At 60.4% G+C, this 21,838-nt stretch carries 22 protein-coding genes and 1 pseudogene; 7 read left to right on the forward strand and 16 right to left on the reverse strand.

The features are described 5' to 3' along the window. Window positions 1-13 precede the first annotated feature (13 nt). From ACU8HS_RS27625 to ACU8HS_RS27665, 9 genes and pseudogenes are all read right to left on the reverse strand, one after another. Complete coding sequence (locus ACU8HS_RS27625) at window positions 14-715, reverse strand: ribulose-phosphate 3-epimerase (protein WP_447016146.1); 702 nt, start codon at window positions 713-715, stop codon at window positions 14-16. Between the two features lie 3 nt (window positions 716-718). Further along, window positions 719-1,528 (reverse strand): alpha/beta fold hydrolase, encoded by an 810-nt coding sequence (locus ACU8HS_RS27630; protein WP_447016147.1) that lies wholly within the window; start codon window positions 1,526-1,528, stop codon window positions 719-721. A 2-nt stretch (window positions 1,529-1,530) separates the two neighbouring features. Continuing rightward, window positions 1,531-2,367 carry a sugar phosphate isomerase/epimerase family protein gene (locus ACU8HS_RS27635; protein WP_447016148.1) on the reverse strand — a complete coding sequence of 279 codons (837 nt, stop codon included), beginning with the start codon at window positions 2,365-2,367 and terminating at the stop codon, window positions 1,531-1,533. After that, complete coding sequence (locus tag ACU8HS_RS27640; RefSeq protein ID WP_447016149.1) at window positions 2,367-3,443, reverse strand: Gfo/Idh/MocA family protein; 1,077 nt, start codon at window positions 3,441-3,443, stop codon at window positions 2,367-2,369. The genes ACU8HS_RS27635 and ACU8HS_RS27640 overlap by 1 nt, the downstream gene beginning before the upstream one ends. Window positions 3,444-3,542: 99 nt before the next feature. Continuing rightward, a complete protein-coding gene (locus tag ACU8HS_RS27645) occupies window positions 3,543-3,977 on the reverse strand; it encodes an RbsD/FucU family protein (protein ID WP_447016150.1) in 435 nt (144 codons plus the stop codon). An 84-nt stretch (window positions 3,978-4,061) separates the two neighbouring features. After that, window positions 4,062-5,219, reverse strand: coding sequence for an ROK family protein (locus tag ACU8HS_RS27650; RefSeq protein WP_162758014.1), 1,158 nt, complete (start codon window positions 5,217-5,219; stop codon window positions 4,062-4,064). Window positions 5,220-5,356: 137 nt separating this feature from the next. Then, window positions 5,357-6,127, reverse strand: coding sequence for an SDR family NAD(P)-dependent oxidoreductase (locus ACU8HS_RS27655; RefSeq protein WP_447016151.1), 771 nt, complete (start codon window positions 6,125-6,127; stop codon window positions 5,357-5,359). A gap of 26 nt (window positions 6,128-6,153) precedes the next feature. Next, window positions 6,154-6,453, reverse strand: a pseudogene (locus ACU8HS_RS27660) (sugar ABC transporter ATP-binding protein); the annotation flags it as partial. A 322-nt stretch (window positions 6,454-6,775) separates the two neighbouring features. Beyond that, window positions 6,776-7,621, reverse strand: coding sequence for an SDR family oxidoreductase (locus ACU8HS_RS27665; RefSeq protein WP_447016152.1), 846 nt, complete (start codon window positions 7,619-7,621; stop codon window positions 6,776-6,778). A gap of 252 nt (window positions 7,622-7,873) precedes the next feature. Between ACU8HS_RS27665 and ACU8HS_RS27670 the strand changes: the two genes are divergently transcribed. Continuing rightward, window positions 7,874-8,740, forward strand: a complete 867-nt coding sequence (locus ACU8HS_RS27670) for an AraC family transcriptional regulator (protein WP_447016153.1) — start codon at window positions 7,874-7,876, stop codon at window positions 8,738-8,740. Window positions 8,741-8,798: 58 nt separating this feature from the next. Here ACU8HS_RS27670 and ACU8HS_RS27675 read toward each other — a convergent pair whose 3' ends face one another. Next, complete coding sequence (locus ACU8HS_RS27675) at window positions 8,799-9,728, reverse strand: aldo/keto reductase (protein ID WP_112704096.1); 930 nt, start codon at window positions 9,726-9,728, stop codon at window positions 8,799-8,801. A 149-nt stretch (window positions 9,729-9,877) separates the two neighbouring features. Here ACU8HS_RS27675 and ACU8HS_RS27680 point away from each other — a divergent pair, with 149 nt between their 5' ends. The 3 genes from ACU8HS_RS27680 (at window position 9,878) to ACU8HS_RS27690 (ending at window position 13,204) form a co-directional block, all read left to right on the forward strand. After that, window positions 9,878-10,936: a substrate-binding domain-containing protein gene (locus tag ACU8HS_RS27680; protein WP_112755651.1), complete on the forward strand. Its 1,059-nt coding sequence runs from the start codon at window positions 9,878-9,880 to the stop codon at window positions 10,934-10,936. 204 nt (window positions 10,937-11,140) lie between these two features. Beyond that, entirely contained in the window at window positions 11,141-12,070 is a 930-nt protein-coding gene (locus ACU8HS_RS27685) for a sugar phosphate isomerase/epimerase family protein (RefSeq protein ID WP_113500474.1), read from the forward strand. A 9-nt stretch (window positions 12,071-12,079) separates the two neighbouring features. Then, window positions 12,080-13,204, forward strand: a complete 1,125-nt coding sequence (locus tag ACU8HS_RS27690; RefSeq protein WP_447016154.1) for a Gfo/Idh/MocA family protein — start codon at window positions 12,080-12,082, stop codon at window positions 13,202-13,204. Between the two features lie 75 nt (window positions 13,205-13,279). Here the strand turns inward: ACU8HS_RS27690 and ACU8HS_RS27695 are convergent, their stop codons facing one another. Next, complete coding sequence (locus ACU8HS_RS27695) at window positions 13,280-14,152, reverse strand: IclR family transcriptional regulator (RefSeq protein WP_447016155.1); 873 nt, start codon at window positions 14,150-14,152, stop codon at window positions 13,280-13,282. Between the two features lie 252 nt (window positions 14,153-14,404). On the opposite strand from ACU8HS_RS27695, the gene ACU8HS_RS27700 reads away from it, so the two are divergent. Both ACU8HS_RS27700 and ACU8HS_RS27705 read left to right on the forward strand, forming a co-directional pair. Continuing rightward, a complete protein-coding gene (locus ACU8HS_RS27700) occupies window positions 14,405-14,839 on the forward strand; it encodes a VOC family protein (protein WP_112564259.1) in 435 nt (144 codons plus the stop codon). A gap of 3 nt (window positions 14,840-14,842) precedes the next feature. Continuing rightward, window positions 14,843-15,286, forward strand: a complete 444-nt coding sequence (locus ACU8HS_RS27705) for a VOC family protein (RefSeq protein ID WP_112753634.1) — start codon at window positions 14,843-14,845, stop codon at window positions 15,284-15,286. 76 nt (window positions 15,287-15,362) lie between these two features. Here the strand turns inward: ACU8HS_RS27705 and ACU8HS_RS27710 are convergent, their stop codons facing one another. From ACU8HS_RS27710 to ACU8HS_RS27730, 5 genes are all read right to left on the reverse strand, one after another. Next, window positions 15,363-16,610 carry an ABC transporter substrate-binding protein gene (locus tag ACU8HS_RS27710; RefSeq protein WP_112753636.1) on the reverse strand — a complete coding sequence of 416 codons (1,248 nt, stop codon included), beginning with the start codon at window positions 16,608-16,610 and terminating at the stop codon, window positions 15,363-15,365. Window positions 16,611-16,650: 40 nt separating this feature from the next. Then, window positions 16,651-17,754 (reverse strand): ABC transporter ATP-binding protein, encoded by a 1,104-nt coding sequence (locus ACU8HS_RS27715; RefSeq protein ID WP_447016156.1) that lies wholly within the window; start codon window positions 17,752-17,754, stop codon window positions 16,651-16,653. A gap of 4 nt (window positions 17,755-17,758) precedes the next feature. Then, a complete protein-coding gene (locus ACU8HS_RS27720; protein ID WP_112564268.1) occupies window positions 17,759-18,667 on the reverse strand; it encodes a carbohydrate ABC transporter permease in 909 nt (302 codons plus the stop codon). Then, on the reverse strand, window positions 18,664-19,539 hold the full coding sequence (locus ACU8HS_RS27725; protein WP_447016157.1) for a carbohydrate ABC transporter permease: 876 nt from the start codon (window positions 19,537-19,539) through the stop codon (window positions 18,664-18,666). Before ACU8HS_RS27725 ends, ACU8HS_RS27720 begins: the two co-directional genes overlap by 4 nt. Window positions 19,540-19,723: 184 nt before the next feature. Beyond that, complete coding sequence (locus tag ACU8HS_RS27730; protein WP_112564272.1) at window positions 19,724-20,917, reverse strand: mandelate racemase/muconate lactonizing enzyme family protein; 1,194 nt, start codon at window positions 20,915-20,917, stop codon at window positions 19,724-19,726. A gap of 196 nt (window positions 20,918-21,113) precedes the next feature. On the opposite strand from ACU8HS_RS27730, the gene ACU8HS_RS27735 reads away from it, so the two are divergent. Next, window positions 21,114-21,809 carry an RraA family protein gene (locus ACU8HS_RS27735; RefSeq protein ID WP_447016158.1) on the forward strand — a complete coding sequence of 232 codons (696 nt, stop codon included), beginning with the start codon at window positions 21,114-21,116 and terminating at the stop codon, window positions 21,807-21,809. The last annotated feature ends 29 nt before the right edge of the window (window positions 21,810-21,838 follow it).

The following is a 21,838-nucleotide window of genomic DNA, read 5'->3' on the forward strand; positions in this document are numbered from 1 at the left end:
TCCGAACCATGCGTTAGAGGGCACGAAGCCACGTCATCCGCTCTTCAAGGGACGGGGCGTTGAAAGCGAGGGATCCGAGCACGACAGTCTCCGCGCCCGACCGACGTAGGAACGGAACCGTATGTTCCCTGATGCCGCCATCGGCGGCAAGCACGATACGCCGGTGCACACCAATACTGGAGATCAGCGCTTTCGCCTCGGCAAGACGGATGCCGGCATTTTCGTTCAGTCCCTGTCCCTTTACCCCGATCGCCGTGCCGAGCAGTGTGACGAAGCTGAGGCGGGAGAGGTAGGGTTCTATCGCCTTGACCGATGTATCGACCTTGATGACCATGCCGGCCGCAACGCCGAGCTGTTCGAGACGATCGAGCGCTTCGAGGGCGATGCTCTCGTTCTCGACATGGATGCTGATCAGGTCGGCTCCGGCATCGGCAAACTGGTCGATCTGCGAAAGAAGAATATTGTCTGCGACCATCAGATGAACATGGATAGGCCGAGCGGAAACCTTTCTGATCCCCGCGACGAGATCGGGAAAGAACAGGATTGCCGGCGCGAAATGGCCGTCGGCAACATCGATATGGAGGATATCGACGTAGGGATCGACGCGGGCAAGCTCATCTGCAAGGCGCACGAGGTCGGCCGACCAGACGGAGAATTCGGCGATCAGGCAATCGCGCGGGAGATCGTCGATCCAGCTCTTCGAGACGGCAGACATCGGCTAAAGCTCCTTCAGGAAATTGCCTATGGCCTCATGGAAGCCGGACACGTAGCGAGCCCGATCCTCTGCCTTCGGCGTAATCTCGACGAGATGGGCGGCAGGGATCAATCCGGCAATGGCATGCGCATGCGAAAATGGGTGGATGAGATCTTTCTGATGGCCGATAACGAGTGTCGGTATCCGGAGGGCGCGAACCTGTCCTTCCGTTACTCCAGGCCCGTCGTTCGATATGGCCGTCAGGAGTGCCGCGGTGACATCGATCGGTCGGCGCGCGAAGAAGCCCATAAGGGAGGCCAGATTGTCCGGAGCCTCGCCGGCGAGACGTTGTCCGGTCTCGCCGGCGGCGAAGGCGGCCTTCGCCGCTTCCGGATCGAGCCGGTTCAGCAGACGCCCGACTTCCGCGTTCGGCACCATGTTCTCCGGCGCACCGGCGGTTATCCAGGCAGGTCTGGCAATAATCAGAGCTTTGACGAGATCCGCACGTTTGACGGCAAGACGCAGCGAAATCGCCGCGCCCATCGAAATCCCGCCAATCACCACCGGGGCTCCGAACTCTTGTTCGATGAAATCAGCGATATCATCGGCGAACGTGGCGATCGACAGCCTGCTGACATCCCCGGCCTGCGACGAGCCATGGCCGCGCGCCTCGACCGTGACGCGCCGAAAGCCACTCCCGGATGGAAAGGCTTCGCGGGTCTGGCCGCTATCACCACATAGTCCATGCTGGAAGACAACCGCCGGACCGTCGCCTGTCGTGTCGATGTTGAGCTTCGTGCCGTCCCTTGTCGTGAAGGTCCTGACATCGGTCATCGTCAAGCTCCGGCGCTTTCTTTAAGCCCGGCTGCGAGGAAGGCCGCAACGCCTTCCGCTTCATCGGCCGCAAGCCCGTGGGTGATCAGGCTGCCGCCAAAGCCGATCGACGCCAGTTTGCCCAGATAGTGGCGGTAATCGAGTACGCCCTTGCCGGCGGTCGCAAAACGCCCGTCGCTCGTGCGGTCCTTGGCATGCGCCATGACGATCCGATCGGCAAGCAGGTCGATCGCCGAGGAGACGATCATATGCTGCTCGGCGAGCGTTCCGACCTCGAAAAGGTTGGCCGGATCCATGACGACCTTGATCCGCGGGCTCCTGATCTCGTCGATCAGCCGGCGGGCTTTGGCGGCTGAATTGACGACATTGGCAAGTTCCGGCTCGATGCCGAGATCGACATCGCAGCGGTCGGCAATCTCGACCGCCGTCCCCATCGCATCCAGCAGATCGCGCCATGCCTCGGGCGAATCGTTGTCGGGGTGTGCCTTCCACTGGTCGGCGGGATCGCGCGTGCCCGTGCACAGCGTGATGAGCCTGGTGGACATCGCGGCGCAGCGCTCGGCCAGCACCGCCAGTCTGCGATGGCCGGCCCGGCGGGTGGCGGGATCGGGATGGATCATGTTGTAGGTGCCGGAAACCGCGACGATCTCAAGGCCGTACCTTTCCGCTGCTTCAGCGACCGATCGGGCCTCGGCCGCCGTGATCTCGTCCGGCATGGAAGGCAGGCCCGAGCACGCCATGTTATACTGGGCACAGGCAAAGCCGGCTTGGGCGACGGATTTCAGGACCCCGTCGGGATCGGTTCCCTCGAACGTCCTGGCGAAGATGCCGAGCTTCATCAAACGCCACCTTCGGCATCAGCCAGTGCCACGGCCTTTCTGCTTTCGACGGATCGGGCGATGGCAACCATGGCCCGGACTGATGCAAGACCGTCATCGACATCTGCGCCTTCCATCGGGGCGCCGTCCAGAATCGTGCGCGCAAAACCCTCGACCTGCCGGCGATAGAAATGGCCGTCCGCCCCCAGAACGCGGTGGGTGGCGCCGTCGGCCTCGCGGAAGATGTCCACATCGCTCGTCTTGTAGTACCAGGGATTATAGATCTTTCCGAGAATGCTGCCGTTCTTGCCGTAGATCTGGAAGCCTTCATGCCAGTCCATGCGGACCTGTACGGTCAGATCGAGATGGCCGAGCGTGCCCGAGGCGAACTCGACGTCGACGAACCAGCACCAGATGCCGGCGCGCTCGGAAAGCCGCGCGTTGACCGAGACGATATCGCCGGCGAGGTAGCGCGCAGTGTCGATCAGGTGGCAACCATGCGCGAGCATGTAATAGCGCCTGAGATCGGCCTTCGGGTTTTCTGATGGCTTCTTCGCCTTGGCGCTGGAAACGATAAGCGGCTGGACGGCATCCGTCATCGGATAGCGGTGTGTGTTGTCGCAATACCAGGCCTTCAGGGCAATGACCTCGCCCATTTCGTCGCGGATGAACGATTTTGCTGCCTGCAGGCCCGCGTCGAAGCGTTTCATGTGGCCGACCTGGAAGACCTTCCCGGACTTTTCAACGGCCGCCTTCAGCTTCAGGCATTCCTCGACGGTCACGCCGACGGGTTTTTCGCAAAGCACGTGCTTGCCGGCTTCCAGCGCTCGCAGCGAGGCAGGCACATGGAAGGCGTCGGCCGTGGCAATGATGACCGCATCGATATCCGGATCGGCGAGCATCCTGTCATAATCGTCATAGGTTTTCTCTGCGCCGTGCATGATGGCCATACGCTCGCGCAGGTCGTCGGCGACATCGCAGATGGCGTAGAGATCGGCATTGGCGGCCTTCGTGCAGCTTTCAAAATGTGCCGCCTGAGCGATCTGCCCCGCGCCGAGCACACCCACGCGAAGGCGGCGTTCCTGTTTCGCTGGCATCTGCAGTTTCCTCGTTTCGACAGTTGGAGAGCAACGCGGGTTCGGCCTCGAAGATAGCAGCTTTCTGGAGATCGGCTGCATGGCCTTCCGGGCGGTGCGTCACTGCGGCGGGATGGCGCCCTTGCGCAGGATGACGCTGCCATAGAAGCGCCGTTCGCCGGTGACGACGATCGTATGGGCGGCGCGCACGCGATCCTTGAAGTCGTGAGGAGCGACAGCTGTCAGTTCTACCGGCTTGCCCTGGCTCTTGCGGAGGCTTGCGCCGTAATCCTCGAAGACGGGCAGGATCATGGCCGGGTCGTTTTCCGCGATCATGCGCCACGCCACCTCCGGCTCCCGTTCCTCCAGAGGGAAGACGCCGAGAATGGCGTCAAGCGCATGCGGACCCGAGACACCGTCAAGGCGGATGAGCCGGTCATCACCGGCGTCGCATGGGAAGTTTGCATCGACGACGGCGATATCGTGGCGATGACCCATCGCGCGAAGCGCGTAAAGCAATTCGGGAGACAGGATCGGATCGATGCGTTTCAACATGGTTTCCTCCATTGATCGTCTCTTTTGCGTTTGTATTATACAAATACAAATTAAGTGTCAAATAGGTTTGAATGCAAGGCCGCATTAAACGGAGGGCAGTTCGGGAAGGTCGAATAGGCTCTCGCGCAGCAGCGCGGCCGCACCGATCGCCGCGCCATCGCCGCCGAAGCGGGCGACCGCTATCGGCGGCACGTGAAAACCGTGAACGAGGTTGCTGGCGAGCAAGTGCTCGACGCGGGCCGAGACCTTCGGGTAGAGAACGGCGAGGGGGCCACCGAGCACGATCGTTTTCGGGTCGAGGATATGGATCAGGTTGAGCAGGCCCGTGGCGAGCGCAAGCGCCCATTCGGCAAGTGCCTCCTCAAACGCCGGAGAACTTTCGTGACCTGCAAGTTTCGCCAATCCTTCGGGGATGGGGATATCCTGGTCGATGAAAGGCAGGAATTTCTGATAGCCTGCGAGGATTTCGAACGTATGGGTTGCTGCCATTCCAGGCTGGCTGCCCATCACCATGTGACCGACCTCGCCGCCAAGGCCGTGCGCGCCCTCGACGACACGGCCCTGCCGCAGATGCGCGCTGCCGATACCCTGCGCAAGAAGGAGCAGGAGCACATCGCTCAGATCGCCTTCGGCGGCATCCGCAGCGACAGCGCTGGCAAGGGCGACGGCATCGTTGCAGATGTGAACCTTCAACGAAGGCTGCATTGCCTCTGACAGGGCGGCAACAACATCCACGTCCTGCCAGTCCAGCCAGGGCGCCGAGATGATCCTGCCGTCGCGTACGATGCCCGGAACGGAAATACAAACACCTCGCACGCGGGACGCGCGTACCTTGGATATCTCGATAAGTTCCCCGGGCAGGGATGCAAGCAGATCGATCACCCTTTCGGGATCGTGATAGCGGTCCGCAATCGACACGATCCTCTTGGCGACCACGCGCATCGAGAAGTCGATCAGGACCGCGTTGATTTCCGCCGAGGAAATGTCGAGCCCGATGAAATAGGCGCCACCCGGGTTGAGCGCCACCAGAGCGCCAGGCCGGCCGGCACCGCTCGCCTCGGCGCTCTCGTTAAGGTCGATGACGAGTTTTTCGGCGAGAAGCTGTTTGATGGAATTGCCGACGGTCGCCCGCGTCACGTTCAGTTCGCGCGCAATATCGGCACGCGACAGTGCGGTGCCCCTGCGCAGGACGCGCAGGCAACGCACCGCATTCATGTGTCGCAAGACACTGTTCGTCGTCAATATTCCTCCCAGGACACCGTGTGCCGATCAGGAGCTATTGGGGAATGCCGGCGGGCCTTTCGAATCGGCGCCGGCAACAATCCCTGACGAAGTAGCAGATGCCTGCCGGCAAGCAAAGATTGGCATCAGGCGCGATGTCACGCGACCGACCACCCTCCGTCGACGAGCAGGTTGGCGCCGGTGACGAGGGCGGCTGCCGGCGAGGCAAGATAGACGATCGCACCGACGACGTCGTCCGTATCGCCGATCCGTCCCAACGGAATATGGCCGACGGTCCGATCGTAGAAATCCTGATCGGCCAGTGCCGGGCGCGTGGAATCCGTCCAGATGAAAGTCGGCGACACGGTATTGACGGTAATGCCGTACCGCGCCCACTCGGCAGCAAGACAACGCGTCAAATGGTTGATGGCGGCCTTGCTCATGCAATAGATCGCTTCGCCGCGCAGTGTCACAGTTCCGGCCTGAGAGCTGATATTGATGATGCGTCCGCTCTTTTTCTCGATCATGTGGCGGGCAACCGCCTGGGTGACGAGGAACGTGCCCTTGATGTTGACGTTCAGGATCTCGTCGACGTCCTTTTCCTCGACCAGTTCCGCCAGATTGCCGGGCGCCACCCCGACATTGTTGACTAGGATATCGATTCTGCCGAAGGCTTCGATCGAGCGAGCAACCGCCTGCGAAATCTGCCGGCTGTCGGAAATATCCATGGTGACGGCAAAGACCCTTCCGCCTGCTGTCTCCAGTTCGGCGATGAGATCCGCCGCCGCCTCCACGTTGCGCACGCCGACGATCACGTCGGCCCCTGCGGCTGCGCAGGCCAGCGCACATGCGCGCCCGATGCCGCGGGCGGCGCCGGTGATGAGCGCGACCTTGCCCTGAAGGCTGAAATTTGGTGCTTTTACCGTCATCTGTTTCCTCCACTTCGCTTCGGGCGTCACGCTGTTGCGGCGGCAAATCGTGCCGGCTTGCGCCCGAGGATAATCATTTCCAGAGCATCGTCCTGAGTCAGGTTGCGTGTCGGGTACGAGCCGACAACCTTTCCGGACTTCATCACGGTGATCCGGTCAGACAGCGCGAAGACATCGTGCATGTCATGACTGATCAGGAAAATACGCAGGCCCTGCTTTTTGAGCTCCCGAACGAGAAGGCCGACGTTTTTCGTCTCCTCCGGTCCAAGCGCTGCGGTCGGCTCGTCCATGATCAGTGTCCGCGCGTTGAAATGCAACGCCTGAGCACGGCATCGACCTTATTGTCGTTTGCCGTAAGCACCTGCTCCATCAGCGCCTGGGCGACGTCGGGGTTGCGCCGGCGAGCAGCTTCGTGAACTTGGACATGGATTCCTCCCTTTGGAAATCTGATGCGCGCAGCAACCTTGGCTGGCCCAGGCAAAGCCTCCCGCCTTGCTATTTGTATTTGTTTAAAGCGGATACATAGTGAAATCAATCCGGATGACTGGATTGACTCTCCGGGCGGCGGCCGAGCCTTTCCATGCAAGCAATTCAGAGGCGAGGGGAGGGCGGCGCCGGTGATCCCGCGCCCGCCCTGTCGATTGCGCATCAGGTTGCGCCAGCCGCCCCGCCAAGTTTCGGGGCGAACATATCGTGCATGCGTGCGCGATAGTGGTCCTCCGAAGTGGACCAGCGCAGTTCGGCGAGCATCTTGCTGTCGGCGCCGGCCGGATAGCGAAGACGGGTGCCTTCGTCGGTCGCGGCAAGATAGGCGGCTTCCGCGACTTCCGCTTCGGTGCAGTATGCCGTCGGGTAGTTCGCCATCTTCTCGAAATAGGCGTGCGCGAAAGCGCCATAATCGGCAGGGATCAAGCCCTGCATGCGCTCGCCGGCATTGGCCGCGAAACGTGTGGTCGGAGCGTAGCCCGGTTCGACCAGTCGGGCCTTGATATTGAACTGTTCCAACTCGTAGGAAAGGGACTCCGTATAGCCCTCGACCGCGAACTTGCTGGCCGCATAGATCGCAACGAGCGGCATGACGCCGATCGTCACGCTCGAAGTGACGTTGATGATGGTGCCGTGCCCCTGATTGCGCATCTGAGGGATGATGGCGCGGCAGACGCGGAACACCCCGAACGTGTTGGTATCAAAAACCTCCTGGATCGTAGGATCCGGCGTTGCCTCGACGGCAGAGGCAATCCCGATCCCGGCATTGTTGATCAATACGTCGATCGATCCGAACATTGCCACGCTGTCGGAAAGCGCCTTTTCGATCGTCTCTGGCTTCGTAGTATCGAGGGGCAGCACCTTCAGCCTATCGGACGAAGGAGGGAATGCCGAAGGATCCGGACGGCGCATCGTCGCAACGACATTCCATCCGCGTTGAAGAAAGAGTTCCGCGATCGCCTTGCCGTAGCCGGACGAGGTGCCCGTGATCAGGACTGTCTTTGTCATTTTCATCTCCATACATCGATATCACGAGGTTATGGCCAATCGGTCGGACTATGAATAATATGATGTCCATATTACATTATGGATCGTCCAAGAATTTGCAGGAATGCGGCGGGCAGCTTCGATCGAGAGGCATTCGGCGCTGGATCGGCGGCGGAGTGCGATCCATAATGAGGAACCCACTTTGCTTTACGGATCGTACCATTGGACGCTTTGACGGATGTGGTTCAACTGCTGAGACCGAGGACAGTGCTGATGGGCAGCATGGTGGCCTTCGGTGACTGGGGCATTCAGGTTCCGTCTCAACCGGGGCCTATGCTGTATTTCCTGATCGAGGGAGCGGCCCTGTTTGCCGCCGGCGGCGAAAGCATCCGGTTGGAAGCCGGAGACTTCGTCCTCTCAGGCAGTCCGGCTGCGGATTCCTTCTTCAGCAGGCCGGGTGAGCGCGTCGTTCTCTCTGACGACGATTTCAAGGCTCGCCATCTGGTCGACGGTGAGATCGTGATCGGTTCCGTCGATGACGGCAGCGCCACCAGGATCGTCGGCGGCTGCATCCTGTGTGATCCGACCAACGCAGACCTCCTGGCTGAACTCCTGCCGCGGCTTGTTCACGTCCGGGCGGGCGAGGGGATCGGCCCGCGGCTTGGCGGTCTGATTTCCTACATCCGCGACGAGGCGGCAAACGCGCGCGCCGGCAGCGATCTTATCCTGTCCAGATTGCTCGAAGTGCTGCTGATCGAAACCCTGCGCAGGGAAGCTTCCAGGCTGCTTCACCCTGGCATGCTGCGCGGGCTTTCCGATCCCCAGCTTGCCCGGGCAATCGGCGACATTCATTCGGACGTACGGCGCGGCTGGACGATCGCCGACCTGGCGCACCGGGCTGGCATGTCGCGCTCGGCCTTTGCAAGGAAGTTTTCGGAGGCGGTCGGGCTTGCGCCCGTCGAATACCTTTTGCGGTGGCGGATGGCTGTTGCCAAGGACGCCTTGCGCCACTCCCGCAGCAGTCTGGAAGAGATTGCCGAAAAGGTCGGCTACCGTTCTGCCAGTGCGTTCAGTACCGCGTTCAGCCAGAGGGTCGGCTGCCCTCCAAGCGAATATGCGAAAATGGCGATTATCGCATGATCGGCTGCGCTTCGGGATCGGCCGCCCGACAGTCGGGCGGCCGCATCGTCGGCGAAGGTTAAGGCAGGGTGTGTCCGGCCGCCCTGAACAGGCGATACCATTCCTCGCGGGTCAGCGCGACAGAAGAACCGGCGGCGGCTTCGGCGACGCGCTCCGGTTTTGTGGTGCCGAGAACGACCTGGATTTTTGCCGGATGGCGGGTGATCCAGGCAACAGCAATGCCAGTCGGGGTCACGCCATAGGCTTTCGCGAGCTCGTCGATGGCGTCGTTCAGATCGGCAAAGTTCTCACGGTCGCCGAGGAACACGCCATCGAAGAAGCCCTTCTGGAACGGCGACCATGCCTGCAGCATCATGCCGTTGATACGGGAATAATCGAGCAGGCCGTTGTCGCGATCGACCGACTGGTCAAGTCCGGCCATGTTGGCCGCAACACCCGATGCGATCAGCGGCGCATGGGTGATGCTGAGCTGCACCTGGTTGACGATGAGCGGCTGCTTGACCGCGGTCTTGAGCAGCTCGATCTGGCCGGGTGTGTGATTGGAGACGCCGAAGTGCCGGACCTTGCCCGACGACTTGAGCGCGTCGAAGGCTGCCGCGACCTCCTCGGGCTCGACGAGCGTATCCGGGCGGTGCAGCAAAAGCACGTCCAGATAGTCGGTCTTCAGTGCGGCGAGCGACTGGTCCACCGAGGCCAGAATATGCGCGGCGGAGAAATCGAAAAATCCCTTGCGGATGCCGACTTTGCTCTGGATGACGAGTTTTTCCCGCTCGGCCGCGCCAAGCGAGATCGCCTCGCCGAAACGGGCCTCGCAGCGATGCGGCGCGCCGCCGTAGATGTCGGCATGGTCGAAGAACGTCACGCCGGCGTCCCGTGCGGCGCCGACCAGTTGCTGGATTTCGCCATTGCTCATATTGGCAATCCGCATCATTCCGAGAATGATGCTCGACACGTCGAGGTCGGTTTGCGGAAGCCTGTAGGATTTCATGATGATTACCTCGGGGTTGAGAAATAACTAGATAGTTATCCGCTTAATAGGCGAAGGACGGCGGCGTGGCTAGCCGAAGCGTTCCCATGTTAGGCTGGATATTGCCGTCTTCCGGCAGGGAGGCGGCTGTCGAATCGGAGGGAATTTGCGTGGCGGATCAAGCGAAACAGGCGGCATCCCGCAGGGTGGCCCAGCGGGTGACATTGCGCACTGTGGCGAAATCCCTCGGTCTTTCCGTTACGACCGTCAGCCGCGCACTGAAGGATGGCCCCGAGGTCAACCGGGAGACGGTCGATCTCGTCAAGAAGGCCGCATCCGACCTCGGCTACCGGCCGAATCTCGGCGGCATCAATCTGAGAACGGGCAAGACTCATGCTGTCGGTGTCGTGATGCCGTTTCAGCGGGACGGGGAGATGAACATCGTCGTCGCCTCCCTGATCGAAGGCTTCTGCGGCGCAATCAAGCAATATGGCTATCGCACGACGGTCGCTCCGCAGTTTCAGGCTGACGACCCACTGGCAACCGTGCGCGATCTTGTCGAGGAGGGAACTGTCGACGGCATCATCCTCACCCATACGCGGCCACAGGACGATCGCGTGAAATATCTGCTGGAGGTCGGCATGCCTTTCGTCACCTTCGGCCGCACCGAACTGCTCAGCAAACATCCGAGCATCGATATCGACCACGAAGAGATCGGTGCAGCGGCGGCCGCGCGTCTGCTCGATGCCGGACACAAGGCGCCACTGCTCGTCGCCCCCTCCAGCCAGTTCACCTACAGCCTGCAATTCATCAAGGGCTGGACAGCCGAGTTCAACCGCCGGAACCTGACCGTTCCCGACGAACGCATGTTCTTTACCGCGACCACGCCCGACAGCGGCAAGAAGATTGCCGTCGACGCGCTTGCCAAATATCCCGATGTGACGAGCGCCTTCGTGGCAAGCGACGAGGCGGCTCTCGGCTTCGTTTCCGCGCTGGCCGATCTTGGCAGAAAGGTCGGAGAGGATTTTTCCATCCTCACTTACTCCGGCAGTCGCCTCCACGACTTCTACAATCCGCCGCTCAGCACCTACTACTTTCCGAATTTCGTCATCGGACAGCGCCTGAGCAATCTCCTCTACAGGTCGATGCAGGGCGAACCGGCATCCAGCCTGACCGAAGTCGTTCGCGCCAGCTTTGTCGAACGCCGCAGCGAATTCAGCCTCCGCTAAAAACATTGGGAATTCGCTCCCAGGGCAAGTTGTTCGTAACGTTACGAATTCCTTGATTCGTGCCGCGATGCGGCAGGATCATGATGATTTGAGGCGTTGACAGCCGAAGCCATGCCGTGCATTCGTAACGTTACGAATGGGCCATGGGGCGGGGTGGAGCGCTCCGGGGCAGGAAAGACGCTGCGACAATGATGGGAGGACGGCGTGGGTGCTCAGACGCTATTTTTCGGTTCGCCAATCTGGACGTTCAACTGGAACCCGCCTTATGCATCGCCCTTGCGACGGCTGGCGGCTACCGGCTGCAAGGGGGTCGAGCTGACGGCATGGTCGGTCGACATGCTCGGCTATTACACCGACGAGACGATCCGCGAACTCAAGTCGATCGCCGACGGCGAAGGACTGACGCTGACCAATTTCTTCTACAACCTGCCGTTCTCACGTGCGGAGGGCGCGCCGGTTTCGCGTGCGGATCTGGACGCCTATAAACGCGGCGTCGAGCTTGCGGCAAAGATCGGTGCGCCGATCGTGACAAGCATGACGCCCTATCCTTTCCAATCGGATATCCGGCCGATATTGCAGCGGCCGACCGCCCAGGAATGGTCGGCTGTCGTAAAGCCGGAATGGGATTGGGCAGAGGAATATGAGGTTGTCGTGGAAGGCTTCGCGGCCGCCTGTGCCATCGCAGCGGATGCCGGGCTGCGTGTCGCCATTGAGCCGCATCCCTATCGCTGGGTCAGCTCCGGCCAGGGAATGTTGCGGTTGATCGAGCGTACGGGCGCTCCCAATCTCGGCCTGAATTTCGACCCCAGCCATCTCTTTCCTGCCGGCGACATGCCGCATTACGTCGTGCTGCAGCTTGCGGACCGGATCTACAACACGCATTTCTCCGACAATGAGGGGCACACCAACGCCCACTGGCGCCCCGGTCGCGGCAAGATCGACTGGAAGGCAATTTTCGCGGCGCTGCGCACCATAGGCTATTCCGGACCGATCACTCTCGAGCTCGAGGATGCGCCCGGCGCGTCGCATTGGACCCATTTCCGCGAAGCTACGCCGGAATTCGATTCCGAAATGAAACGCGGCATTCGCTACCTGCGTGAGTGCGCCGCCGAACTCGATATCACTATTGCCTGAGGAGCCAGAATGAGCGCGAACAGCCCCATGAAAGTCGGCATCGTCGGTGCCGGAAATATCAGCGCCACCTATGTCGCAACGCTGCATATGTTCGATTTCATTCGCGTGAAGTCGATCTACGACCTGTACCAGGAGCCTGCGCGCAAGCTTGCCGAGCAATTCGGCGTCCAGTCGGTGTCGCTCGATGCGATGCTCGCCGATCCGGAAATCGGCCTCATCATCAACCTCACGACGCCGACCGCCCATTATTCGATCAGCAAGAAGGCGCTGCTTGCCGGCAAACACGTCTATTCAGAAAAGCCGCTCGGCGTTTCCATGGAAGAGGCCGAGGAACTGATGGCGCTCGCCCGCGCCGGTGATCTCAGGCTCGGCTGCGCCCCCGATACGTTTCTCGGCGGTGGCCATCAGCTGACGCGCCGCCTCTACGACGAGGGTCGCATCGGCACCGCCGTTTCCGCAACCGCAATGCTGCTTCTGCCCGGCCACGAACAATGGCACCCCAACCCGGCCTTCTTCTATGGCCGCGGTGGCGGGCCGATGCTCGATGTCGGCCCGTATTATGTCACCAACCTGATCGCCCTTCTCGGGTCGGTTCGCGAGGTCTTCGGCGCCGCCAAGGTCACGCGCATAGAGCGGACCGTGAAGACGGAGCCGCGCTTCGGCGAGACGATCAAGGTGCTGACGCCGACGCACCTGACCGGCGTGATGGAATTCCATAGCGGCGCGACCGTCACGATCGCGACGAGTTTCGACGTCATCAAACACAAGCACAACCAGATCGAAATCTATGGTTCCAAAGGCTCGATGATAACGCCGGACCCAAACAACTTCACAGGCAAGGTCGAGATATTCACTGAAGGTGGTGAGGGCTGGGAGGAGGTGGCAGTCGACCATCCCTATGTCGAAGGCGTTCCCGGCCATCTCGGCCTCAGGGGGCTGGGGGCTGCCGAGATGGTGGATTCGCTGCGCTCCGGCCGGCCGCATCGCGTTTCCTCGGAACTCGCATTTCACGCGCTCGAGGTGATGACGGCCTTTGAGCGGTCCGCCCAATCGAAGCGGTCGGTCGCCATCCGCAGCAGTTGCGGCCGGCCGGATCCGATCCCGAAACATCTGAAAGAAGGCAATTTCACGTGAAGTTTCCTCCCGGTCGGTCGGGCGGCGCGCGAATGCACCGCCTGCCGAGGGGAGAGGGTCTTCGGCGGGCAGATGTTATCGATGCTTCGGCTTTGCCGCCGTCCTTCGACTTGCGCGTTTTGGAACCGGCTCCTCGGCAGCGGGGTTTGTCGACGACATCTCGGGCGTTGCGGATCGGATGTCGTTGGTGATCGATTGCGCCGCCGCAATCACGGCCTGCCGGATGTCGGCCACGCGCTTTTCGTCCACGCCTGTGACGAAGGGAACGCTGACGGCAGCAATGACCGTGTCCTGGTGATCCCTGACGGGGGCTGCGATTGCGTGCACGCCGGACATCTGCTCGCCCATGTCCCGCGCCCAGTTCTGCTTGCGGATCAGCGCCAGCTCTTCGAGCATTCGCCTGGGATCGGTAATCGTCTGGTTGGTGAAGCGCTCGAGCTTGGTCAGGCGGCGCTCGATATCTTCCTGCAGTGAAAAGGCAAGCAGGATCTTGCCGGCGGCACCTGCATGAAACGGCAGGCGCTGGCCGGCCGTCGCCGACAGTGCATATTGGCCGTGCCCCTGGGCGGAGGCGACAACCAGAATATTGTCGCCGGATGGTACGGTCAGCTTGCTGCCCTCGCCCAGAAGCTCGGAAATCCGGTTCAGATGCGGCTGCGCGATCGCCAGGAGATCGTAGCTCGCAACGGTCGGGGCGACATGGGCGGCAAGCGTCAGGAGACGTCGGCCGAGCGTATAACTTCCCGTCGGCGAACGATGCACGAAATCATAGGCGCTGAGCGTGTTGAGCATGCGGTACACGGTCGTCCGCGACAACTTCACGGCCTTGACGACGTCACGGATCGTCGCGCCCTCCGGTGTCCGTTCCAGGAGCGCAAACACCTCCACCATCTGCTCGATGACTGGGATGCGATATTTCTGCGCGGCGTCTTCACTAATGTCGGTCATTCAAATCCTGCCAAGCCTGTCAGGCAACGCTTCGACTTCCATAAGCAATGCGTGGAGTTCACGCAATCGCGGCTCCTTTCGATTGACTCCGGCATGAGAATGCCGGTAAATTCATAAATGAACTTATATCAGTTCAAATAAGAAACGTCACGTCGATTGTTATCCGACGCGACGTTCCGGAAGCGGCGCCGGATCGGAGGTTCGGCGGGCGCTGCCTTGTGCGCGTTCAACGGAAATACGGAGGAGGATGCAATGAAGAGTGTGAAATCGATCGGGCACGTGGCCGTCAGTGTGAAGAACATCGACAGCTCGCTCGACTTCTATGTCAACAAGCTCGGTTTCGACGAAATGTTCCGGCTCGAGCGCGACGGCCGACTGTGGATCGTCTATCTCAGGATCACCGACACCCAGTTCATCGAACTGTTTCCCGAAGGCGTCGGCGACAGCGCGCCGCCCTTTGCCAATGTCGGTTACAACCATCTCTGCCTTGAGGTCGAAAATATCGACGAGGCGATTGCCGATATCACCAGCCGCGGCGTCGTCCTGACGGCCGAAAAGAAGCTCGGCGTCGACAACAATTACCAGGCCTGGATCGCAGATCCGGAAGGCAACCGGATCGAACTGATGCAGCTTGGCGCAGGCGCCATGCAGACGGCCGCCGTTCGCCGCATCAAGGGGCTGGTCTGAGCCATGGATCTTTTCAAACATCTCGGCCACATCGCCTTGCGCGTCAATGACCTCGACAAGTCCCTGGCGTTCTACCAGAAACTCGGCTTTCGCGAGATGACGCGGCTGCTCAACGATCAGGGAGAGGCGTGGATCGTCTACCTGCGCATCAACGACGACCAATATCTCGAACTCTTCCCGAAGGGCGTGGAGCGGCCGGAAACTGCGCCCGATACGATCGGCATTTTCCATATCTGCCTCACCGTCGAAGATATCGACAAGACGTTCGAAGAGCTCGCGAAGGTCGGCATCCAACCGAGCAAGCCAAGGCCGACCAAAATCGGCATCGACGGCAATCGCGGCGCATGGATCGAAGATCCCGACGGCACGCAGATCGAGGTCATGGAAATGGCGCCGGATTGCATTCAGCTGCAGGCCATCAGAAGATTGCATGCAGAATCAGTCTGATTGGACTGTTTTCTCCGCATCACGGATTGATGAGAAAACCCGGCAATGATCTGCCGGGTTTTGTGTTTCGTGGTCCTTAGAAGATCTGGTCGTAGGCGTCCTGCATCGCCTGCACGAACTCGTCTTCGGTCCGCTTCGGATCGCTCCAATATTTGTCGGCTTCCTGCCAGATGGTGCGATACCAGTCGGCATCGGCCGTATTGAAGGGGTTGGAGACCTGCTTCGTCGGATCCTTCAACGTATCGAGGACAAGCTTGTTGCAGGCGTCGAGATTGGTCGTATCGGCATCGGTACGGACGGGGCTCGCGCCCTTCTTCAAGACGAATTCGGCATTGAGCTTCGGGTCGACATCGAGCTTGGCGAAGTCTTCCTGGGCTTTCGCGGTGTCGGCATTGTTGGTGTTGAGGAAACCCCAGGAATCGACGGTGACGACGACTGCCTTGGTGCCGGGAATGTTCATGCAGTCGAAATCCTCGCCAAGCTTCTTCTGGGCGGCCAGGAACTCGCCCTTCATCCAGTCGCCGTGGATCTGCAGCAGGGCCTTGCCGGTAATGACCAGATTGGTCGTGTCGTTCCACTGACGGTTGGGCGAGCCCGGATCGGTGTGTTCGGCGATCTGGCGGAAGCGCTTCAGCGCCGCCCGCATTTCGGGCGTATCGATCACGGTGCGGTCGGGCTTTTCACCGTAGAAACGGTTGTAGATATCGGGGCCTTCCTCGGAGGCGATCAGCGCCTGCAGCAGATAGGCTTTCTGGAACTGGTCGCCGCCCTGGGCGATCGGGATGTAGCCGGCAGCCTTGACCTTGTCGAAGGCCGCAAAGAGGTCGTCGAGCGATTTCCACGATTTGGGATCGACGCCGGCGGCTTCGGCGACATGTTTGTTGTAATAGACCATTCCGTCGATATGCACCGTCGCCGGCGCCTTCATGATCTCGCCGTCGACGGTGATGTTCTTCAGAACCGAGGGCGGGAAATTCTTCGTGGCGCCAATGCTGTCGAACAGCTTGGTGAGCGGCACGCCGAGGCCCTGCTTGTTCAGATCCCGATAGATGCCGGGATCGGAATTCATGAAGATGGCCGGCGGATTGCCGCCGGTGATCATGTTCATCAGGCTGACATTGGCGCCGGAATCATGGGCGATAGACAGGTCTTTCCACTGGTGCCCGTCCTTTGCCCAGGCATCGCGGAGAACGCCGAGCGCCGCGATCTCCGATGGCTTGGACCAGGTGTGGTAGACGACGACCTCATCTGCCCATGCGTTGGTGGCAAGCGTGGTCGCGGCCAGCAGAAGCGATAGTCTCTTCAGCGATTTCCATTTCGTCATGCAGCATTCCTCCCTGTTAAATCTGGTCACATCTTTCTGATTACAGGCGCTGGCCGGTCGGTGCGTCGAACACGTTCAACTTGGTGAGCGGCAGATAGACGGGCAAAGCCGGCTGGCTGCGGTAGCGGTTGGCGTCACGCCCATCGATGCGCACGGCGACGCTCTTTCCCGACATGGTCAGGAAGGCAAAGGCGTCGGGTCCGGATTTTTCGAAATATTCGACCGGGCAGTCGAAGCGGACGGTATTGCCGGCATCCTGACGCTCCTCGATCAGAAGCTCCTCGGCGCGGAAACCGATCTTGACGGGCTTGCCTTCGGCCGCCTTCGCCTTCCACTTATATTCGCCGAGATTGATGCGGATGCCGTCCCTTTCATCCACGGCGACGAGATCGCCACCGTCACGCCTGATCGTGCAGTCGAGCAGGTTCATCGCCGGAGAGCCGACAAAATCGGCGACGAAGAGATTGGCGGGTTCGTTGTAGATCTCGTCCGGCGTGCCGAATTGCTGGATGACGCCCTTATTCATCACCGCGATCTTGGTCGCCATGGTCATTGCCTCGACCTGGTCGTGCGTGACGTAGACGACGGTATTCCTGAGCTGGTTATGGAGCATCTTGATCTCCATGCGCATTTCGTTGCGCAGCTTGGCATCGAGGTTCGAAAGCGGCTCGTCGAACAGGCACACACCGTATTGTTTCACCAGCGCCCGGCCGATCGCCACGCGCTGGCGCTGGCCGCCGGAAAGCTGCGACGGCTTGCGGTCAAGCAGATGCTCGATCTGCAGCAGTTTGGCGGCCCAGGCGATCCGCCTGTCCGCCTCCTCCCGCGAAATGCCGCGGGAAGACAGTCCGAAATTCATGTTCCCGCGCACCGTCTTGGTGGGATAGAGCGCATAGGACTGGAAGACCATGGCAAGGCCGCGGTCCTTGGGATCGAGGTAGCTGACATCCCGCTCGTCGATAAGGATTTCGCCGTCATCGATTTCCAGCAGACCGGCCAGGAGATTGAGAAGTGTCGTCTTGCCGCAGCCGGACGGTCCGAGCAGCACCAGAAACTCACCGTCGCCGATACTGAGGTTCAGGTTCTCGATGACCGTCAGCGCGCCGAACTTCTTCACGATATTGTTGAATGCAATGGAAGGCATGCCTCTATCCCTTGATGGCGCCGGCAGTGATGCCCTGCACGAAGAACCTGCCGAGAACGAAGTAGATGACGAGCGGCGGCAGAGCGGTGAGCAGCGCCGAGGCCATGTCGACCGCATAGTTCTTGGCGCCGGTCGTCGTGACCGTGATGTTGTTGAGCACGACCGTCATCGGCTGCGTGTCCTGCGCGCCGAAGGTGAGGCCCACCAGAAAGTCGTTCCAGATGCCGGTAATCATCAGGATCAGCACGACAATCATGATATTGCCGGACATCGGCAGGACGATTTCGAAGAAGATCCGCCAGAAGGAACCGGAATCGATCATCGCGGCGGCAATGATCTGCGGCGGCATGCCCCGGAAATAATTGCGGAAAATCAATGTCAGGAACGGCATCGACAAGACGCTGTGAATGACGGCAATGCCGAATGTCGTGCCGTAGATATGCAGCGCTCCGGTAATCTTGATCAGCGGATACATGATGATCTGGAACGGCACGAAGGCGCAGATGAAAAGCACGAACAGGAAGCCGTTCGCCCATTTGACGTTCCAGAGCGCCAGCCCGTAGCCGGTCACGATCGACAGCGAGATGGTCAGAACGAGGCTCGGGGCGAGAATGTAGAGCGAGTTGATGAAGCCGACGCGCACACCGTTGCAGTTCATGCCCGAACAGGCCTGCATCCAGGCGTAGGACCAGGCCTCGGTCGTCCAGGGCGAGGGCAGGGAGAAGATCTGCCCCTCGCGGATCTGGTCCATCGTCTTGAAGGATGTGACGACGATGACATAGAGCGGCACTGCGAAGAAGGCGGCGGCCATCAGCAGGAAAACGAAGATCACCACCCGGCTCGGACGGATCAGCGGGCGCCGGCGCACTTTCGTCTCGCGGCCGGATTGCGATGTGGCGGATATCGCCGTCATGCCTCTCTCCTTTGCCGGATGGCGGTGATGATGACGAGCGGCAGGAAGAGCACGAGCGTCGTCAAAAGCATGACGGTCGCACCTGCCGAGGCGAAACCGAGATTCTGCTTCTGCCAATAGGCGTCGATGACGAAATAGGCCGGCATGACCGATGCGCCGCCCGGTCCGCCATTGGTCATGGCGACGATGATGTCGTAGGCTTTCACCACGCCGATGCAGAGCAGGATGATGCAGGTCAGGAAGGTGAGTTTCATCATGGGAATGATGACCTCGATATAGAGCCGCCAGAAGGGAACGCCATCAAGGCGCGCCGCCTGCCAGATCTCGGTATTGATCGACTTCAACCCGGCGAGCATCAGGGCCATGAAGAAGCCGGTCGATTGCCAGACGGCTGCCAGAATGACACCGAACATGACGGTGTCCTGGCTCGCAAGCCAGTTGAAGGAAGCGCTTTCCCAGCCCATCGAGTGCAGCACGTTCTCGACGCCGAGCCCCGGATTGAAGAGCCAGCGCCAGACAAGACCGGTGACAATCAGCGAGACAGCGAGCGGGTAGAGAAAAACGGTGCGGAAGACGCCCTCGCCATGCACCTCCTTGTCGATCAGCGCGGCGAGAATGAAGCCCGTAACGATCGACAGCAGGCTGCCCACGGCAAAGATGACGAGGTTCTGCAGCGACAGGATCCAGGACGGATCGTGAAAAAGCCGCCAGTACTGCTTCCAGCCGACCAGTTCATAGTCGGGAAAGCGTCTGGATGCCGTGAAGGAGAGATAGACGGTCCAGCCTATCGCTCCAATGAAAAAGACAAGCGTCAGCAACGCCGCGGGCGCAATAGCCAGATGCGGGGTGACGCGGCTCCATCGGATTCCCATGAGCCTCCTCCTCAGGTCGCCGGCGTTCCGCTCCTCCGGTGCGCCGTGATCTGTTTCTTATATGAACAATATCTAGTTCATAATAGACCAACTATAGGAATCAAAAAATCGCGATGTCAAATGACAATTGGCTGCGCCCGCTCCAGTTATTCGCGCTGAAGTTGGGTCGCCGGAACGAAGCGGGTCAATCGAAGAATGCCTGATCGTCTTCCGCCAGATACGGCTTTGCCCTTTCGGGCACGAGATCGACACCCATGCCGGGTCGGTCGATCACATCGACAAAGCCATCCTTGACGATCGTCTTCGGCAGCCCCTCGACGATGTCGTACCACCAGTCCGGATCACCGGTCGTATATTCGAAGGCGATGAAATTGTGGGGCAGGGTGGCGCAAACCTGGATCAGCGCCGCAAGACCGAGCAGCCCGTTGGCCGTTCCATGCGGCGCCATCATGATCGAGTGAAGGTCGGCATATTCGGCGATCCACTTCAGCTCGGCGATGCCGCCGACATCGGCCGGGTCGGGGCCGACGACATTGACTGCATGGCCCTCGATCAGTTCCTTGAAATTCTGGCGCAGGTAGATCTGTTCGCCGGTATGGATCGGTGTCGTGCTGGCACGTGTGAGTTCGCGATAGACACCGGCATTGACCCAGGGCGTGTAGTCGCCGGACAGCAGGTCCTCGATCCACAGCACATGGTAGGGCTCCAGCATGCGGGCAAGGCGGATTGCATCCGGCAGCATCCAGCCCGGGCCGCAATCGAGCGCAAGACCGATCCTGTCGCCCGCGACTTCCTTCATCGCGGCGACGCAATCAACCAGGTGCCGCAGGCCTTTTTCGGTGATCGGGCCGCGATCGAGCGCGCCATGGAAGGGGCTGGCATTGGGTTCGCCATAGTAGAAATCCGGGATGCGTTTCATCGGTGAATGAAAGCCGATCGGCTGTTTGATGATGGTGAAGCCTTCCGGCAGATCCATCATCTTCTTCAGGTCGTCGGCCATGTGCTCCGGTTGGTATCCGCTCACCGGAAAGCGAATGGAGCCGTTATAAACACGGATGCGATCGCGTACGCGCCCGCCGAGCAGTTTGTGCACCGGCAGTTTCGCGGCCTTGCCCGCCACATCCCAGAGCGCCATCTCGATAACGCTGACGGCGGAGCCCCAGGGCTTGAAGCTGCCGCGCTGGCGGATCTTCAGCATCACGCGCTCGACATTGGTCGGATCCTCGCCGATCAGCGCTTCGCGGAAAGCCAGGATATGCGGCTTGAGATAGGGCTTCCATGTCTCGGCCTGACCGTAGCCGGAAATGCCCTCGTCGGTGACGATGCGCACGATCGGGCTCTTGCCGATGACGGCGCATTTGAGGTCGACGATCTTCATATCCGCTCCTCCCTATATCGGTTTTACCGGATGTCCGCGCCTGGGCGCCCATCGTCCCTCAAGAGCGATTGACAAGACTCCGATCCTTCCATTACCATTCATTAGAGAACTTTGAAAGTTCAAATAAGAAACAATCGGAGGAGCGACTGTTTCTTAACGTGCTTGCAGGAGTGGGCTTAGCTGGAGGAGGCAGGCCATGGTTACGCAGCATGCAGAGATCGCGGGCAGGGCCGAGCGATTCAAGAAGCTCTATACGGCTGCAGTCTACGACATTCTGGACGAGATGGGACTGCCCAATCAATGTATCGATCTCGGCGTTCATGCGCTCGACCGGTCGATGCGCATTGCCGGTCCTGCCTTTACGGTTGCCGTGACAGCCGACATGCGCAGCGACGAAGAATATGATCTCGAAGAGGTCAAAACCTTCACCTTTTTCCGCCGCATGTATCCAGGTTGCGTCGTGCTGCTCTCGGCGGCTGGCGAGCGCAAGGCCGGCCATTGGGGCGAACTGATGAGCACTGCTTCCAAAGCACGAGGCGCGGCTGGCGTCGTTGTTGACGGTGGAATCCGCGATGGCAATATCCTCCTGGGAATGGAGGACTGGCCGGTCTTTACCCGCTATCTTTCCCCGATCGAGTCTCGGGGGCGCACGCGTATCAGCGGTATCGAAGTCCCGGTTGCCGTGACCGGCACGCTGACCTCGCAGATCAGGGTCAATCCGGGCGATTGGCTGTTTGGCGACATGGATGGCGTGATGGTCATTCCCGCCGACAAGGTTGAAGCCGTTCTGATCCGCGCCGAAGAGGTTCTGACGATCGAGAACCGCTCGCGCGATGAAATCCGTGCCGGCGGCGATGTTGCCGATATCTACGCGAAATACGGACGGCTTTGATCCGTTCGCCACTAGAACAGTCGTCAAGC

This window comes from Rhizobium sp. KDH_Rht_773_N, assembly GCF_052946295.1.

Coding starts and splice junctions, on each gene's coding strand:
- ACU8HS_RS27625 (WP_447016146.1), bottom strand. CDS start 715: ATGTCTGCCGTCTCGAAGAGCTGGATCGACGATCTCCCGCGCGATTGC.
- ACU8HS_RS27630 (WP_447016147.1), bottom strand. CDS start 1,528: ATGACCGATGTCAGGACCTTCACGACAAGGGACGGCACGAAGCTCAAC.
- ACU8HS_RS27635 (WP_447016148.1), bottom strand. CDS start 2,367: ATGAAGCTCGGCATCTTCGCCAGGACGTTCGAGGGAACCGATCCCGAC.
- ACU8HS_RS27640 (WP_447016149.1), bottom strand. CDS start 3,443: ATGCCAGCGAAACAGGAACGCCGCCTTCGCGTGGGTGTGCTCGGCGCG.
- ACU8HS_RS27645 (WP_447016150.1), bottom strand. CDS start 3,977: ATGTTGAAACGCATCGATCCGATCCTGTCTCCCGAATTGCTTTACGCG.
- ACU8HS_RS27655 (WP_447016151.1), bottom strand. CDS start 6,127: ATGACGGTAAAAGCACCAAATTTCAGCCTTCAGGGCAAGGTCGCGCTC.
- ACU8HS_RS27665 (WP_447016152.1), bottom strand. CDS start 7,621: ATGACAAAGACAGTCCTGATCACGGGCACCTCGTCCGGCTACGGCAAG.
- ACU8HS_RS27670 (WP_447016153.1), top strand. CDS start 7,874: ATGGGCAGCATGGTGGCCTTCGGTGACTGGGGCATTCAGGTTCCGTCT.
- ACU8HS_RS27675 (WP_112704096.1), bottom strand. CDS start 9,728: ATGAAATCCTACAGGCTTCCGCAAACCGACCTCGACGTGTCGAGCATC.
- ACU8HS_RS27690 (WP_447016154.1), top strand. CDS start 12,080: ATGAGCGCGAACAGCCCCATGAAAGTCGGCATCGTCGGTGCCGGAAAT.
- ACU8HS_RS27695 (WP_447016155.1), bottom strand. CDS start 14,152: ATGACCGACATTAGTGAAGACGCCGCGCAGAAATATCGCATCCCAGTC.
- ACU8HS_RS27700 (WP_112564259.1), top strand. CDS start 14,405: ATGAAGAGTGTGAAATCGATCGGGCACGTGGCCGTCAGTGTGAAGAAC.
- ACU8HS_RS27705 (WP_112753634.1), top strand. CDS start 14,843: ATGGATCTTTTCAAACATCTCGGCCACATCGCCTTGCGCGTCAATGAC.
- ACU8HS_RS27710 (WP_112753636.1), bottom strand. CDS start 16,610: ATGACGAAATGGAAATCGCTGAAGAGACTATCGCTTCTGCTGGCCGCG.
- ACU8HS_RS27715 (WP_447016156.1), bottom strand. CDS start 17,754: ATGCCTTCCATTGCATTCAACAATATCGTGAAGAAGTTCGGCGCGCTG.
- ACU8HS_RS27720 (WP_112564268.1), bottom strand. CDS start 18,667: ATGACGGCGATATCCGCCACATCGCAATCCGGCCGCGAGACGAAAGTG.
- ACU8HS_RS27725 (WP_447016157.1), bottom strand. CDS start 19,539: ATGGGAATCCGATGGAGCCGCGTCACCCCGCATCTGGCTATTGCGCCC.
- ACU8HS_RS27730 (WP_112564272.1), bottom strand. CDS start 20,917: ATGAAGATCGTCGACCTCAAATGCGCCGTCATCGGCAAGAGCCCGATC.
- ACU8HS_RS27735 (WP_447016158.1), top strand. CDS start 21,114: ATGGTTACGCAGCATGCAGAGATCGCGGGCAGGGCCGAGCGATTCAAG.